Origin of the sequence: Mycoplasmopsis synoviae ATCC 25204, assembly GCF_000969765.1 — a bacterium.
Lineage (GTDB): Bacteria > Bacillota_I > Bacilli_A > Mycoplasmatales > Metamycoplasmataceae > Mycoplasmopsis > Mycoplasmopsis synoviae.
Window position 1 is genome coordinate 747,717 of record NZ_CP011096.1, and the last position, 16,332, is coordinate 764,048.

Below are 16,332 nucleotides of genomic sequence, written 5' to 3' on the forward strand. Positions count from 1 at the left end.
AGTTAATATAAATAATGCATTTTACAATAATAAAATTTGGTAAAATAATAAAGCAATATTTAATTGCAGAAAGTAGAATCACTTCTCACCTGATGGCCAGTAGCCTTGGGTTTTGCTACAATTAAATATATCTTCTTATTTTCACTAAAGATATATTTTATGCAAGAAGTGGTAATAACCACTTTGTTTTTTATCTAGGAGATACTATTCAACACAATTCAAAAAAACCTCAACCAAAGCATATCTTAAATGCCAACATTCCATATAGAGAAGTTTTTGTTATTTCTGAAGAAGGTGAAAAATTAGGTTTATATCAAAAAGATAAAATTCTTCAAATTGCCAAAGAGCAAGGAAAAGATTTAGTTTTAATTGCAACCGATCCAACACCTGTGGTTAGAATTTTAGATTATGGAAAATTTAAATACATTTCTAAAAAGAACCAAAAAGAGAAAAAAGAAAAACAATCTAATGTTCAAAATAAAGAAATTAGACTAACTCCTTTTATTGGTAAAGCTGACTTAGAAACCAAAAGTAAAAAAGCAAGAGAATACCTTCTTAAAGGTGATCGTATTAAAGTTTCTTTAAAGTTAAGAGGCCGTGAAATTGCACGTAAAGAATTAGGATTTGAGACCTTAGATAAGTTTTATCAAACTCTTGTAGATATTTGTGATTCATCGCTAGATGTTAAAAATCCTAGTGAGCGTTTTTTAAATATAAACCTGCTACCTAATAAACAAAAAATAGCAAAATATCTAAAAGACTTAAAAGAAAAAGACAAAGATAAAGATTTACAAAATAAGGACAAATAATGCCAAAAATGAAAACTAAAAGCGCTTTAAAAAAGCGTGTTAAAGTTACAGCAACTGGAAAAATTAAACGTGAACAAGCATTTAGATCTCATCTTGCGCAAAATAAAACTAAAAAACAAAAAAGACAATCTCGTAAAGCTTCATTTATGAAAAGAAGTGACTTCAAGAGATTTAAGTTTATGTTATAAGGGTAAGGAGATTTAAAATATGGCTAGAGTAAAAGGCGGAACCGTTACCAGAGCAAGAAGAAAAAAATGAATAAAACTTGCTAAAGGATATTTCGGTCACAAATCAGTTGGTTACAAAGTTGCAAAACAAGCAGTTGTTAAATCTTGAACTTACGCTTTTAGAGACCGTAAGCAAGTAAAAAGAAACTTTAGAAAATTATGAATCGCTCGTATTAATGCAGCGGTTAGACCACATGGATTAAGTTATTCACAATTTATTAATGGTCTTAAAAAAGCTGAAGTTTTAATTAACAGAAAAATGCTTTCAGAACTTGCAATCAATCAACCACAAACTTTTGAAAAGTTAGTTAAACTTGTTCAAGGAAAATAATAATTTTAAAAATTAAAAACCACATCAATGCGATATGGTTTTTCTTTTTTTATTTTAGTTTATAGCTTCAATGTTTTCTAGATAAAAAGCTAAACGCACATGTTAATAGCAAACTAGAAGGCATGATAATTAGCATTGAATTAAAGGCTAAATAACTCATATGCACAAAATTTCAACTGCTAGGATTAATGTCAATTGAATTACGTTCTTTAAATCCTCTTATTACTTGGTAATTTGTTACCAAAAAATAATAAGTATAAGGAATTCAGCTGATAAAAAATCATGCTAAAACAATTAATAAAAATCAATAATATAAATTTTTACTAAATTTAAATATTTGACTTTTTTCATCTTTAGTTATTTTTAAATTATTTAAATTAACATTAAAATAAACAAAAACAAATAATGCAAATCCAACTAATAAAATTAATAAAAATACAGGATTAACAATTTGCGCTAAGGTTGCTGTTTCTTTATAGTAAATATGCTTTAACAGCATTGCAATTTGAATTCATAAACTTGTAACAACACCAAGATAAATAACTGCAAAGTTTTTAAGTTTAGCTTTAGATTTTTCAACTGCGTTGTATTTTGGTTTTGTGTAATAAATTAATTTAAATACATAATCGCTAAGCAGTGTTAAAAATAAAACTGAAGCTATTACTATAAATGAATTAAATACTAAAATTCCATCTCAAAAAATAGCTCAAAAGTTATATAAAGTTCTATGAAAACTATTTGAATAAGGAAATGTATCTGGATCTGATCAAATTAAATTTAGTCTTGAAAAAATTAAAAATACAAATACAAAAAATACTAAAAATAAAAGCGTTGATTTCTTTTGTTTTGAATTTCAAAATTTATCAAATTTTAACTCCTTATTTTTTTTATTTCTATAAAAAACAAATAAAAATAAATGCGCTAAAATCAAACCAAAAAAGTAAGTACAAATTGTTGTAAAGTGTTCAATTCCAACACCATTTCAAATTCAATCTGCTAAATATAAAAAGTGAACAGAAACAAGCATTAAGCATTTTAGAAAAAAGTAATTTGTATTTAAATCTTTAAAACTAAATTTTATTTTTTTCATTAAATATTAAATCCTTTTGAAATTACAAATTCTCTAATTGCTTCTACTTTATCAAGTGACTCTCAAGTAAATTGAAAATCTTCTCTACCAAAGTGTCCATACACTGATGATTTTTGATAAATTGGTTTGTTTAAATTTAAACTTTTAATAATTCCTTTTGGAGTTAATTCAAAGTTATTTAGTATTGCGTCAAGCACTACATCTTCTGGAACTTTATTTTCCCCAAATGTATTAACCATTACCGATACTGGCTTAGCTACTCCAATTGAATAAGCAATTTGAACTTCAATTTTATCTGCGATATTAGCTGCAACTAAATTTTTGGCAATTCAACGAGCCATGTATGCTCCTGAACGATCAAGTTTGGTTGCATCTTTTCCAGAGAAAGCTCCTCCACCATGACGAGCTGATCCTCCGTAGGTATCTACTATTATTTTTCTACCTGTTAAACCTGTATCTGAAAATGGTCCACCGATTACAAATTTACCAGTTGGATTAATTAAAATTCTTTCAGGAAGTTCTAAATTAAATTCATCTAAAACTGGCTTTAGAATTTGAGTTTTAATGTAGTTTTTGAATTTTGTTTCGTTATATTTTTCATTGTGATGACAGCTAAATATAATACTGTCAACTTTAACGTTTTGTGGATCACTATAATCAAGAGTTACTTGAGTTTTCATATCCTCTTTAGCGTCTTTGAATTCTTGATTTTTAATTAGCATTCCAGCGCGGCTTACGATCTTATTACATAAAGTAATTCCCAGTGGCATATACTGGCTGGTTTCATTAGTTGCGTAACCAAACATAAATCCTTGGTCACCAGCTCCTAGATCATCGCTATCTTGAAGATTAACTCCCATAGCGATATTTTCTGATTGCGATTTTATATCTGTTATAAATGAAGTGTTATTTGAATAATAACCAATGTTACGTAAAACGTTTTTAGCAATTTCAATCACGTCCACAGTTACTTTAGATTTAACTTCTCCGGCGATGAAGACATTATTTCCACTTACCATGGTTTCAACTGCTACTTTAGAATGAGGATCTCATGTTAAATATGCATCTAAAATTGCATCTGAAATTTGATCACAAATTTTATCAGGATGTCCTCTACCAACTGATTCACTAGTGAAGAGTTTTTTCATAAATTGTCCTTAAAGATTTTTTAAATTTTGTTGTGGTTTTGTGGTTTGTTTGTGGTTTTTCATTTGTGGTTTATTGCGTTGTGGTTATGTTGTGGTTTAATTATTATATAAAAAAGCAAGGTAGTTAGCCTTGACTTTTTTTGTTTTTAAGTGTAGGGAAAAATAAAACGTCACGAATTGATTCTTTTTCAGTAAAAAGCATTACCAGACGATCAATTCCAATACCACATCCTCCTGCTGGAGGCATTCCGTATTTTAGAGCTTCTATAAAGTCTCAATCAATGTCACTAGATTCATCGTTACCTTGTGCTTTTTCATTTAATTGATCTTCAAATCTTTTAAGCTGTTCAATTGGGTTGCTAAGCTCGGTATACATATTTGCATATTCTTTACCGTTGATAAATAACTCTGCTCTTTCAACATATCTAGGATCACTAGCTTCGTATGTTAGAGGAGAAATTTCGATAGGATGCCCCATTACAAAAGTTGGTTGAACTAAAGTTTTTTCAATTAGTTTTTCAAAAAGCTCATTAGAGATATGTCCTACGGTGTAATATTTTTTAAGTTTTACACCGTGTTCTTTTGCTAGCTCAAGCGCTTTTTCTAGTGTTACGTTTCTAAAATCAACTCCAGTTGCTTTAGAAACTTCATCGATCATATTTACTCTTTTAAATGGCTCTTCTAGATTTATTTCCTCGCCTTTATTTTGGAGAGTTTTTAAATTTAATTCTTTGGCGATTAATTTAAAAAGCTCTTCAGTGCGTTGCATCATTTTTTCTAAATTAGAATAAGCTTCATAGAATTCTATAGTAGTAAATTCTGGATTATGGGTTGTATCTATTCCTTCGTTTCTAAAGATTCTTCCCATTTCATAAACTCTATCAATTCCTCCAATTAAAAGTTTTTTAAGAGGAATTTCAGTCGCTATTCTTAAAGTAAATTCTTGGCTTAAAGCGTTATGAAAAGTTTTAAAAGGTTTAGCGGCTGCTCCTGAAATATAGTTACTTAAAAATGGGGTTTCAACTTCAAGATACATATTCGAATCAAAATACCTTCTTATTAAAGAAATTATTTTGCTACGTTTTTTAAATACTTCCATTGAATGTTCATTTGATATTAAATCTAAATATCTATGACGATATATTTCTTCAATGTCACTAAGACCGTGGAATTTATCAGGAAGAGGTTTTAGCGCTTTTGTTAAAAGTTTTAAAGTTTTTATTTTAACAACAAGTTCTCCGGTATTAGTCTTTGATAGCTTTCCATGTGCATGAATAATGTCACCTAAATCTAAGTTGCTAACTAACTCTGCTAAATATAGGTGTTCTTTTTTATTGAAATAAAGTTGGATTTTATCAAAGTAGTCTTTTATAACAATAAAAGGTCCTCTTTGTGAAGTTATTCTTCCATATAAATCAAAATAAAGATCCATGCTTTCTAGCTCTTCTTTAGAATAGCTAGAATATTTTTCTTTTAAATCTTTTGAATATACGTAGTTTAAATTCTTTTCAATTTTTTCAAATGGATTGATATTTAATTTTTTATATGTATCTAATTTAGATAATCTAATTTGTTCTTGTTCTGTTAATTTAATGCTCATTTTAATGCAGATATATTTCTTTTGGATGTTTTGGACTTTTATTTATTTTAACACTTTCAATTTTTCCTTTTGATACTGTTATGACTTTATTTGCAATTTCAATAGCTTTAGGATCGTGGGTAACCATTACAATGGTAGTTTTTAGCTTTTGGTTGATATCAACTAAATAAGATAAAACTATTTGCGAAGTTTTTTCGTCAAGAGCTCCGGTAGGCTCATCGGCAAAGATAATTTCAGCGTTTTTAGCTAGCGCTCTTAAAATTGAAACTCTTTGCTGCTGACCTCCTGACATTTGTGATGGATATTTATCTTTTATATCTAAAAGATCAAATTCTTTAAATAACTCATCAATGTCTAATTTTTTTGATTTATCTTTTTGAAGATAAGCTCCTGTTAAAACATTATCATAACCATTTAAATTATTTAAAAGGTTATAGTTTTGGAAGATAAAGCTAACGTGCTTTCTTCTAAAGTATGTTAGCTGCGAATCGCTATAGTATGGAAGGTTAGTATCGCATACTATTATATGACCATTATTAGGACGATCAAGTCCTGAAATTAAGTTAAGCAATGTTGATTTTCCGCCACCTGATTTACCGTAAATTAAGACGAATTCACCTTTATTAATAGTAACTGAAATATCTTTTAAAACCCGAGTTACAACATTTCCTAAAAGATAGTATTTAGAAACATTTCTAACTTCTATAATTGCATCTTTAGAATTTGTTAAAGCTTTTTGCTCGTCTTTAGCTCTTTTTTTGCTACTGGCTTTTTTTAGAATTTTGGCAATTTTAGCATCGACTAAAACTTTATTTTTTCCGCCGTCTTTGTCAAGAAGCTCAAAGATATTTTTCTTAGTTACTTTTACGCCAAGCTCTTTTTTATTTAAAACCTCAACGTTTTGCTCTTCTAAATCATCGTTAAATTTTCTTTGGTTTTTTTCTTTTAATGATATACGAGGAGCTCTTTTAGGTTTTGGTTCTTTTTTTGGTTTAGATTTTAAGACAATCTTTTTTTCTTTTTCAAGCTTTTGGGTTTTATCTTTTTCTTTGGTTTTAGCTTGATCTTGTTCCTTATTTTTTTCTTTGTCTTTATCTTTAATTTCGGGATCTGGTTTTTTATTATTTTTTTTGAAGTTAAAAATCATTATTTTCCTTTTAGTAAATCAACTGCTTTAATTTTATTCATATTTATTCACAGTATAACCGAAGTTATGCTAAATACTCCTAGTACTACTCCAAGAGTTGCAAAAATATTAACTGCATTTATCATTGAAGGAATAGCAATCGGGGCAACGTAAGTTAGCGTTATACTAAAGATTTGCATAATAGCAATCGCAAGCGGAATAGCCAGAAGGAAAGCTACTAATATAAATGGAATAAATATTCCGAAAAACATTTTTACTTTTTCTTTATTTGAGTATCCTAAAATACTTCAAATTGCAATGTTTTTAGTGTTTTCATTAATTAATATTGTTGAGAAAATAATTAATATTACTATCGATGTTATAAAGAATATTATCGATACGAAAGTTATTATAACTTTAACAGTATTAGCTGTTATAGTTGTAAATGAAAGTTCTATGTTTTTAGCGTCTAAATTAGATGCAACTATTACATAAGGCATATCGTTATAGGCTGCTAGGAATTTATTTATTGCACCATCTGGATTATTTATCGTTTGATGATAGTTATCATAAATTGCATTTCTATCATTTTGGTTAAAGTTAGGGTTAATAAATTTAGCTATTTCAAAATCACTATAACCATTTGTCTTTAATACACCTTCAGTAAAGTCATTTGGATTGGTTAATTTTGATCCAAATAGAGAATTAAATAAAGCAACTTTATCAATTCTACTCATTGAGTTGGTATCAATTGCCGCAACCACTCCTCAGAAGTTACTATATGAATATAGTGATGCCGATGAAAGTAGTAGACTAGGAATTTCATTTTTAGAAAGAATTCCATTGAATGGCCCGGTGTCTTCACCAAAGTTTAGCTTATCTAATTTCGTAATTAAATTCGCAGCTTGATGAGGAATTATAAATTCGGTGTTGATATATGTTTTAGAAATATCAACTATTTTGAATTTATAAGTATTATCACTTAGCTCTCTATTTGAATTTATTTCTTTGTCAAATTTTTCCTTAAATCTATCAGTTGTATTTTCAATTTTTAAAGTAATAATTTGGTTTCTTTGAAGTAGGTATTTATATCTAGCAACTTCATTAATAATTAAAGGAATTGGTTTGTTTAAATCTGGATTTGCATCAAATTCATCGTTTATTTTTTTAAGAATATTTACGTTGTTGTCATAAACTTGAATTTGTTTAGAATCAGGACGATATCCATATAAATTTATTGAATTATCATTAAATATCGCTTGCGCGTAAGTATAGGTTTCATCGAATCTATTATCTAAATAAATTCCACCAAATGAAATTAAAAAGTCTTGAGTTTTTTTAGGATCTTCATATAGTTTTTTATAACCGTTTATTAAAAACTGTCTATATTCGTTTCTATATGCTCCGGTGGTTATTTGAACTCTTTCATATTCATTTTTAGCATCGTTATATTGGAAGTATCAAAACTTTCCATTTTGAATTACTAAATTATCTGGAATGTAACCGAAAAATCCTACTTTATTAATTTTAGAAGTCTTGCTTATATCGATTTCATTATTTGAATTGTAAACTAGATTATCTTGAGTTTTTTCGAGCTCTTTTCCGATTATATTTCTAGTTACTATTATTTTGTTTTTCTGCGAATCTGGAAGAGAGTTAAAAATTAAATTAAATGGATCAACGCTAACTCCACCATTAATTCTTATATTAAGTGAGAATTGAGTTAATACGTGCGGATCGTTATATTCTGGATTACCATTTGCAAAGTTAGTATTAATTGAATTAGAAAATCCTGGACGGAAGTAATCGCCTGCATATGAATTAATTTCACTACTATGTCCTAGCGGAACATAAAGCTGATTATCTAATGTTGAACCGTTAAATGTTTTATAAGCATTAGATTCAACGGTTGGTGTTTTTAAATCGTATTTATAGTTATATAAACGATTTTTATAAGTTTCGTTTATGGCTTTGTCAAATACCGTGGTTGCCGTAAAAGCAAAGATAGTAACTATCGATGTTAAAAATATTGATGTACCAAATGAAAATAATTTTCAGAAACTATTAAAGATTAGCGACGCACTAAATTTAGTAGTTATTTTTTTGCTTTTAAATAAGCTGCTAAATATTCTTTGAACTCTACCAAGTTTAACTTCATAAACTCCAGACATTAAATCAATTGATTTAAATCTTAGTGACGAAATAGTAATTGAATAAATTAAAACAGTTATAGCTAAAAATGGAATCATTAAAGTAACAAGAAGCGATACTCATGAAAAGTTAAGCGTAACTATCGGAAGCGTCCAGTAGTTTTTAATAACATGAATTACGGCCGCCTGGCTAGTAAATCCAACTACATATCCAAGTATTCCACCAAAGAAAATTATAAAGATAGAAAATGTAGTCATTGAAAATACTATTTCTCATGGTGAATATCCTTGAGAAATAAGTATTCCTATAACTTTATTTTTATTGAATATATATCTTTTAATAATGAAGATAACTGAAACAGTAACAAAGAATATTAGTATTCCAGTTAGAGCTATTAGTGACTTATTAATAGAAGAAATAATTGAGTCAATTATTCTAACTCTTAATGATCTTTCAGGGTTAATTCCGTCAAGCTCGTTTGTTAGATAAGTTCTTTTAATTTTAGCGCTATCGTCGATAGTTTCTTGAACGTAGTTTTCGATGTTGTTTCTAATTTCACTTTTTTGTTCATCGGTGGTTTCACCTGGAATTTTAGCAACTACATATTCTTTAACAACATTATTTCTATATGAGTTACGGATTCTATCGAAACCATTTTGGTTAACGTAGATTATTCCTTGTGATTTTGTATCTACTTGAAGGTTTTCTTCGTCAATAACTGGATATAAATAATCAGCAGTTATTTCTTGACCAATGATTATAAATTTAACACCGTTAACATTTAAAATGTTATCTTCTGGTAAAGAGTTAAGAAGCGCCAGCATTTTAATTGGATTGTCTGGAATTTCACCGCTGTAGATTTTTTTATTATTTTGTTGAAGTCATGCGTAGTTAGCTTTGGCAACGTATGATGAATTTTGGTTAAATACTAAAACGTTATTAGCCGCGTTTAAAGATGTTATTGAGTTAATAACATTAAGTAAAAAGTCGGTAAAGTTTATTCCTAAAAATAAATTATTTTCTAAATCTGCATCTGTTTTTTCTTTAAGCTTTTCAAAGAAGTCATTGTCAATTGCAATTGTTTGATAGCTATCGTATTCGTTAATTGGGTTAATTGATGGATAGTCTTTGAATAAGTTATTTAATAAAACATTTAAAGTATTAGAATTTCCATTTATTAGGTTATAAAAGTTAACTAATTTATTTTGGATAAAGTAGGCTAAATTTGATATAACTGAATCTTGGTTTAAATTAACAGATGAAGTATCAGCTAAAGCTCAAATTAAATATTGAGGATTGCTATATCTAAGAACTGGATCGATTAATATATTAGAAATTCCAAGCAGTGATAGAAATACTGGATTAATTCCGCCAATGTTATTGCTATATCCCACTTTTAAAATATATTGAATAACATCAAGATTGTCTCTAATTAAATTATTTGATGCAATACCATTTAAAAAGTTATCTGCAAGATTAGATCTAAGTCCTTTATATTTTAAAGGCACTTGGTTATCTAAATTACTATCGTCGCCTTGACGAACATACATATCAGATGATGCTAAATATGAAAACTCTTGAGTTATTAAAAGCTCATTGTTTTCAATAAATTCACGAAACTCTGGATATTTATCTGCAAGTTTTTGTAGATAAATATTTGTGTATCTACTTCCTGATTTTGTAAAGAATAGCTCACGCATTCTTTCAGGATTTGCAATCGATCTAGAAACACCAAAGTTGGTTTTTTCATATTGAATTATATTTTCAGCAGAAGGCTGGAATAGATCAAATGAATTAAAGCTATCAATAACACTTGGTTCATTTGCTAGTTTTAATAAATCCTTGGCAAAATCTAATTTTCTTTGATATGAGATTTTTTCATCTGAGAATAAAATATCTCATCAAAGAATCATGCTTTGATATCCATCTTTAACGTAATTAAATTTGGTAGGCTCAGCGATAGGAACTAACTGACGAATTAAATTGCTTGTAGTTTGTCAGAATAAATTATTGTTATTAGTAGATGTAAAGTTAAGGCTATAAGTTGCAAGGTTAGATAAACTTAATTCTTTGCTGTATCTATTTGCGTTTGGTCTATATTCAAAAAGCTTAACTATTTTAGCTCACTTTTGAATTTCAGCAGCGATATCTTTTTGAGTTACTCTTGATTTCGAATCTCATCTAAAGACATTAGCAGCTATGAATTTTTCAGTGTTATTTAAGTTTCTAAAGTTTAATACTGAATCTTTTTCATGAAGAATTAAAAAGGTAATGATGTTGCTAAATAAATCACTTCCATAAGTAAAGCTATTTTTTTCTTCAACTTTGCTTTCACTAAATGATTGCTGTGAATTTCCAAGTAAATTTATTAAGTCAAAAAGCCCTAGCTTATCTGGATCATCGGCTGGAATAATTAAGCTTTGATCATTTGATATTTGAATAACTTGACCTTTTGAAGAAATATTCAGCATTTTAATTATTATATCTTTAAATGTTTTATCACTTCCTGGCACTGAAAATAAGGCTCTTAAAAGAGACTTAACAACGTCTGCGTTATTTATAACTCCAGCAGTGAAGTTTTCGATTTTGGTAAATGGTTTTTTAGTAATTGGATCAATTAAAGAATTTTCAATTTGGAAAGTGTGAATTTCAGTAGCTTCCGCAAGGCTGCTTCTTAAAATATTAAAGTCAAGCAGTGAAACAAGTTCTTTAATTCCAGTTGTTAAATTTTTATATTGTGTATCTGTATTTTTGAAAGCGTCTAGTTTATTTAAAAGCTCACCAAAAGAATTACCTAAAATAGGACCAAAGATTTGTTTTACGTATTCAATTATTCCGCTTGGATTAATTGAATCAATGATGGTATTAACTCCATCTTTAAATCTTTTTTGATCAATTGATTCTAATAGTCAAGTCCCTATTTCATATAATGAGAATTTTCTAGTGTAGTCAATTTCATTTATAGTTGTAACTTTATCGTATTCGGTATCTAAAAACTCTTTGATTTTATCTGCAAAGTTTCTAAAGTCAATTGAAGATACTATTTGAAGAAGCCCATTAATAACTTTTGATGGATTTTCAATAATTTTAGTTAGCGCATCAAGAGATAAAAATTGAAGTATTTCGTTAAATCCAAAGATAGAAAAAATACTTGATAGATTTTTAATTTCTTTCGTAAGACCTTCTTTGGTATTAACGTATTGTTTTGCAGTTGTTAAAAAGCTAGTTAGAATCTTGCTTACATATTCACCAGTTGGATTATGAGAAAGTTCATAAATTAACTGATAAACCATTTTAGGAACAATATTTAAGTTAATATTTCCTTCAGCATAAATCTTTGCAAAGCTATTATCGTTTGCAACTTTGGTAGCTGATGCAATTAAAACAAAAATCTCGTTTGTAGTAATAAAGCCTTTTTTATATAGGTCAGTATTAAGCAGAGCTTTTTGTATTTCTTGCATTCCTTTTTCAATGGAATTATTGTTTAGCGCTTCTGCGATTAAATCAGGCTTTGGCGCTCTAAAGTAAAATGGAAGATAAACGATGTTACTAAATAAATTATCGACTTTAACTCATCCATTAGGGTTGATATATTGTAGCTCTAGTGTTAAGTTACGTTGTCTGAAAAATCTTTCAATATCACCACCTCTAACAATATCGTTAAATGAAGGAACAACGTCAGCATTAACTCAGTGAGTTATTTTGCCATCATCATCATAGACTGCTTTTACTAAAACAAAATCATCACCATATGAAAATATTCCATATCCATTAAATTTGTTATATTCGGAATTTGGTTTAGGATTATCACCTATAAAGTTAGCAAGTTTGTAAATTTTAACATTGCTTAAATTTTCAACTGTATTTGATGTGTTTTTAGTATAGGTTACATTTCAATAATCAAATTCAGGAATTATATAATCCCTGTCACTTGAAAAGTTATGTTTAGCATTTAATAAAAGAGTTTGAACAACGTAAGGATCTAATTCTCTAGTTTTAAAATAACTAGCTAAGTCTTGGTTGTTTAATGTAGAAAGCGCAGTAGAATCTTGGCTTTCGTAAAATGGTTTATCAACATTTAATTTAACACCGTTAATTTCGTTATTAGCGTTTCCTAAATTAATAAAGTTAAATACAGATTTATTTCCTGAATTATCAACAGATTCAACGGTAACTGTTTGTCTTAATCCTAAATTGTCTTTACCAAATTTATTTTCAACGTATTTTACTATTGAATTTTGAGTAACTTTTTTAGCTTGGTTTTTAATGTAGTTAAATGTATTGCTTAAAATATCAGGATTAATTAAGTTGTTATACTGCTGAGTTGTTATATTTGAAAATTTTTCAATTTGCTCAATAGTTTGAGGTTCTTTTAATAAATAGTTATAAAGGAAAGTATTAGGATATTGGTCATCCAGTGGGCCTATTGAAAGCTTTGTGTTTTTAACTTCATCTAAAGAAACAAATGAGTTAAAGTCTAATACTTTTTCTTTATTTTGTTCGTCAAGGCGACCATTATTGTCATAACGAATAAAATAAACTGAAACGTTTTTATATCAATATGAAAAGTCGCTAAATTCTTTTGGAATTTCGCCATTGTTTTGGTCTTTTAAATTATCAATAACGATTTTATATGAGCCAAGTCATTTATCGGCGTTATCTTTATCATATGTGGTAGTGTAGTGCTTTCTTTCGAAATACTCAATGTTTTCCCTTTGAGCAGCAATTACATTAGGAACTTTATAGCTAGTTGTTTTCCTAAAAATAATGCTAGTTGGGTTTTTGAAATCTAGTCTTTTTGAAGATAGTAAATTAAATGTGAAAGTGTCTTTCAAGGCAGCATTAAAAATATCATTAGTTTCTGAAGATGAATTTAAATTAGAATAAACGTTGCTAGCGTTAGCTAGATTAAGGTTATAGATGAAGCTATTTTGTGAAGTTTTAGTTAGTTTTAAAAACTTAACTAAATCATTCATAGTAACTCTATAACCGCTTTTTTCTTCAACTCATTGGCGACCTTTTAAGATATCAAAAGTTGCTTGCTTACTAACTACATTTATAAATAAAGTAGAAAGCTGACTAACTATAGCTTTTGAATTATCAAAAGTAATGGTAGCAATATCGCTTAGTTTATAAGTTTTGTCAAAGTGAATTTCATCATTTAAATTAATGACAAAATTATTAAAATCAACTTGGTAAGCGTTATTTACTTTGTTATAAACCTGGAAAGAATAATCTTCAGGCAGCGTAAAAGTTTTTTGTGGTTGATTAAAATTCAGCTGAAGCTTTAGCGCGCTTGTTGAATTTGGATCATAGATATTATAAAAACGAAGGAAATCATCTTTTGCAAGATATTTATTAACATAATTTGAATCATCAACAAAACTAGATAAATTAATGTATTCATCTTTAATATTGTTAATGTCTAAAATATTAGAAGTTGTTTTATAATCGCTTTTTATATAGTGAATTGGGCGATCATAAAAACTTCCTCCAAGGTTTCTATCAAGTGAATTTATGTAGTATCCATCATTATAAGCACTTCCTGAATTAGGGATATTTAAATCCACTGTTATATCATGAAGTTTTGACTGCTTAGTATAACGGCTATATTCTTTTTTAATAGAACTTGAAGCGTCATTTAATAAAACAAAAACAGCAGTTGATAGAAATACCAAAATTGTAAGACCTATAATTGTTATTTTGTTTTTAAATAACGATAAAAATGTTTCTTTAAATAAATTTCACATTATATCCTTGGAAAATAAAATAATTAGCAAATCTAATTATTTTAAATATACAAATTAAGATAATTAGAAACAAATATGAATGCTATTAAATTATTCTTTTTTAGATGTTTTTTCAATTAGTGAATCTAGATTGTTATCTTCACTATTTTTTGATAAATCTTTTTCTTCTGTTTTTTCTGGCGGAAGTTTCATATGTTTTGCAATATATTCAATTTCCTCACCAACTATGGTTTCTTTTTTAAGTAAAGATTCCTTAATTAATTCTAAAAGTTCAATATTTTGTTTAATTATTTTTGTAGCTTGTTCTTTGGCAGTAAAAATTATTTTTCGAATTTCAAGTTCAATTTCATGATTAACTTGATTTGATAAAGAAGAATTTGAGGCTAATGTTTTTCCTAAAAATGGACTTCCTTCATCGCTTTGGTATTCAATTGGACCTAAATCACTCATTCCAAATTGAGTAACCATTCTTCTAGCGATGCTTGTTGCCTTTTTAATATCATCAGCTGCACCAGTTGAGATTTTATTATCTCCATAGATTATTTCTTCAGCAGCTCTTCCACCCATAAAGCTAGCTATAGTTGCATATAAATCATCTTTAGAGTAGTTGTATTTTTCATTTTCAGGCATCATTAAGTTATATCCACCAGCATTTCCACGCGGAATTATAGTTATTTTTTGAACTTTATTTCCACCTGGAACTTTAATCCCAACAACGGCATGCCCAGCTTCATGGTAGGCTACCATTGTGAGTTCTTCTTTGGTTATAGTTCTTGATTTTTTAGCAGGACCGCTCATTACACGATCAATGGCTTCATCAATTTGATATAAGTTAATAACTTTTGTATCTTCTCTAATAGAAAGCAGCACCGCTTCATTAATTACGTTTTCAAGTTGAGCTCCTGAAAAACCAGGTGTTCTTTTTGCAATGTTTGCAAAATCTACATTGCTTTCAAAGCGTTTTCCTTTAGCGTGTAGCTTTAGAATTTCTTCTCTTTCTTTAACGTCAGGAAGACCAACGGTAATTATTCTATCGAAACGTCCAGGACGAATTAGCGCAGGATCTAATACGTCTGTTCTATTGGTTGCAGCAATAAATAATAGACCTGAATTTTCTTTCATTCCGTCCATTTCAACAAGAAGTTGGTTAAGAGTTTGTTCTCTTTCATCGTGTCCACCACCGATACCACTTCCTCTTGTTCTACCGATAGCATCTAGCTCATCGATAAAAATTATTGCAGGAGAATTTTTTCTAGCTTCTGAAATTACTTGACGAACTCTTTTTGCTCCCATACCAACAAAAAGCTCAACAAAGCTTGATGCAGATACAAAGTAAAATGGAACGTTAGCTTCACCAGCTGTAGCTTTTGCAAGAAGAGTTTTTCCAGTTCCTGGAGGCCCTCCGAGTAAAATACCATGAGGCATTCTAGCTCCTGATTGTTGATATTTACCAGGATTTTTTAAATAGTCAACTACTTCTGAAATTTCTTCAATTGGTTCTTTGTTTCCGGAAATGTCAGTGAATTTTTTGTCAGATTTAATAATTTGAGCAGTTCCTTTATCGCCACCAAAAGCTCCACCTTGACCGTTCATCATTTTTGCTTGTGATCTATATATTCAGACCATAACAAAAATAAGAATAAGTACAGGTACTGATGATATAAGTATTCCAAGGAATGGATTAGGTTGTGGAGTAGCAACTGATTTTAATGACCCACTAACATTATTAGCTGTTAGAAATACTTCAGGAGTAAATATTTTTGAAATTACTCCTTGATCTGAAGCAACTCCTGAAAGTCTTAATAAATCTAAATTTGTATATGTTACAAATGATGTTGAAGTATTATCTGTATTATTGAATACTCCAGTAATTGAATTAGTAAATGGATTTACTGTAATCTCTTTAAAATAAAGTGCATCAGTTGTATTTTCTTTTGCACGTTCTATATTATTAAGCAATTCAGAGATTGATCATTCTGCAACTTTTGCTGAAAATAAATTTCTAATTGAAAAGTACAAAATGATACCAATAACTATCATTACAATTAGAATTCAAATTCAATTTCTTTTGATATTTTGTTTCATTTTTCTATACTCTAT

General features: G+C 28.6%; 9 protein-coding genes. 3 read left to right on the top strand and 6 right to left on the bottom strand.

Annotated elements, in window-relative coordinates:
• Positions 1 to 281 precede the first annotated feature (281 nt).
• Genes infC through rplT form a run of 3 tightly spaced genes read left to right on the top strand, consistent with a single transcriptional unit; the run spans position 282 to position 1,367 of the window.
• A complete protein-coding gene (gene infC, locus VY93_RS03320) occupies positions 282 to 809 on the top strand; it encodes a translation initiation factor IF-3 (protein ID WP_232953707.1) in 528 nt (175 codons plus the stop codon).
• Positions 809 to 997, top strand: coding sequence for a 50S ribosomal protein L35 (gene rpmI, locus VY93_RS03325; RefSeq protein ID WP_011283743.1), 189 nt, complete (start codon positions 809 to 811; stop codon positions 995 to 997). The genes infC and rpmI overlap by 1 nt, the downstream gene beginning before the upstream one ends.
• A 19-nt stretch (positions 998 to 1,016) precedes the next feature.
• A complete protein-coding gene (rplT, locus tag VY93_RS03330) occupies positions 1,017 to 1,367 on the top strand; it encodes a 50S ribosomal protein L20 (RefSeq protein WP_011283744.1) in 351 nt (116 codons plus the stop codon).
• 49 nt (positions 1,368 to 1,416) lie between these two features.
• Here rplT and VY93_RS03335 read toward each other — a convergent pair whose 3' ends face one another.
• The 6 genes from VY93_RS03335 to ftsH form a co-directional block, all read right to left on the bottom strand.
• Positions 1,417 to 2,457: a hypothetical protein gene (locus VY93_RS03335; protein ID WP_020003128.1), complete on the bottom strand. Its 1,041-nt coding sequence runs from the start codon at positions 2,455 to 2,457 to the stop codon at positions 1,417 to 1,419.
• On the bottom strand, positions 2,457 to 3,605 hold the full coding sequence (gene metK / locus VY93_RS03340; protein ID WP_020003129.1) for a methionine adenosyltransferase: 1,149 nt from the start codon (positions 3,603 to 3,605) through the stop codon (positions 2,457 to 2,459). Before metK ends, VY93_RS03335 begins: the two co-directional genes overlap by 1 nt.
• A 124-nt stretch (positions 3,606 to 3,729) precedes the next feature.
• Positions 3,730 to 5,205: a lysine--tRNA ligase gene (lysS, locus tag VY93_RS03345; protein ID WP_020003130.1), complete on the bottom strand. Its 1,476-nt coding sequence runs from the start codon at positions 5,203 to 5,205 to the stop codon at positions 3,730 to 3,732.
• A gap of 1 nt (position 5,206) precedes the next feature.
• A complete protein-coding gene (locus VY93_RS03350; RefSeq protein ID WP_020003131.1) occupies positions 5,207 to 6,352 on the bottom strand; it encodes an ABC transporter ATP-binding protein in 1,146 nt (381 codons plus the stop codon).
• Positions 6,352 to 14,232 carry an ABC transporter permease gene (locus tag VY93_RS03355; protein WP_020003132.1) on the bottom strand — a complete coding sequence of 2,627 codons (7,881 nt, stop codon included), beginning with the start codon at positions 14,230 to 14,232 and terminating at the stop codon, positions 6,352 to 6,354. Before VY93_RS03355 ends, VY93_RS03350 begins: the two co-directional genes overlap by 1 nt.
• A gap of 90 nt (positions 14,233 to 14,322) precedes the next feature.
• Positions 14,323 to 16,317: an ATP-dependent zinc metalloprotease FtsH gene (gene ftsH / locus VY93_RS03360; RefSeq protein WP_020003133.1), complete on the bottom strand. Its 1,995-nt coding sequence runs from the start codon at positions 16,315 to 16,317 to the stop codon at positions 14,323 to 14,325.
• Positions 16,318 to 16,332 lie beyond the last annotated feature (15 nt).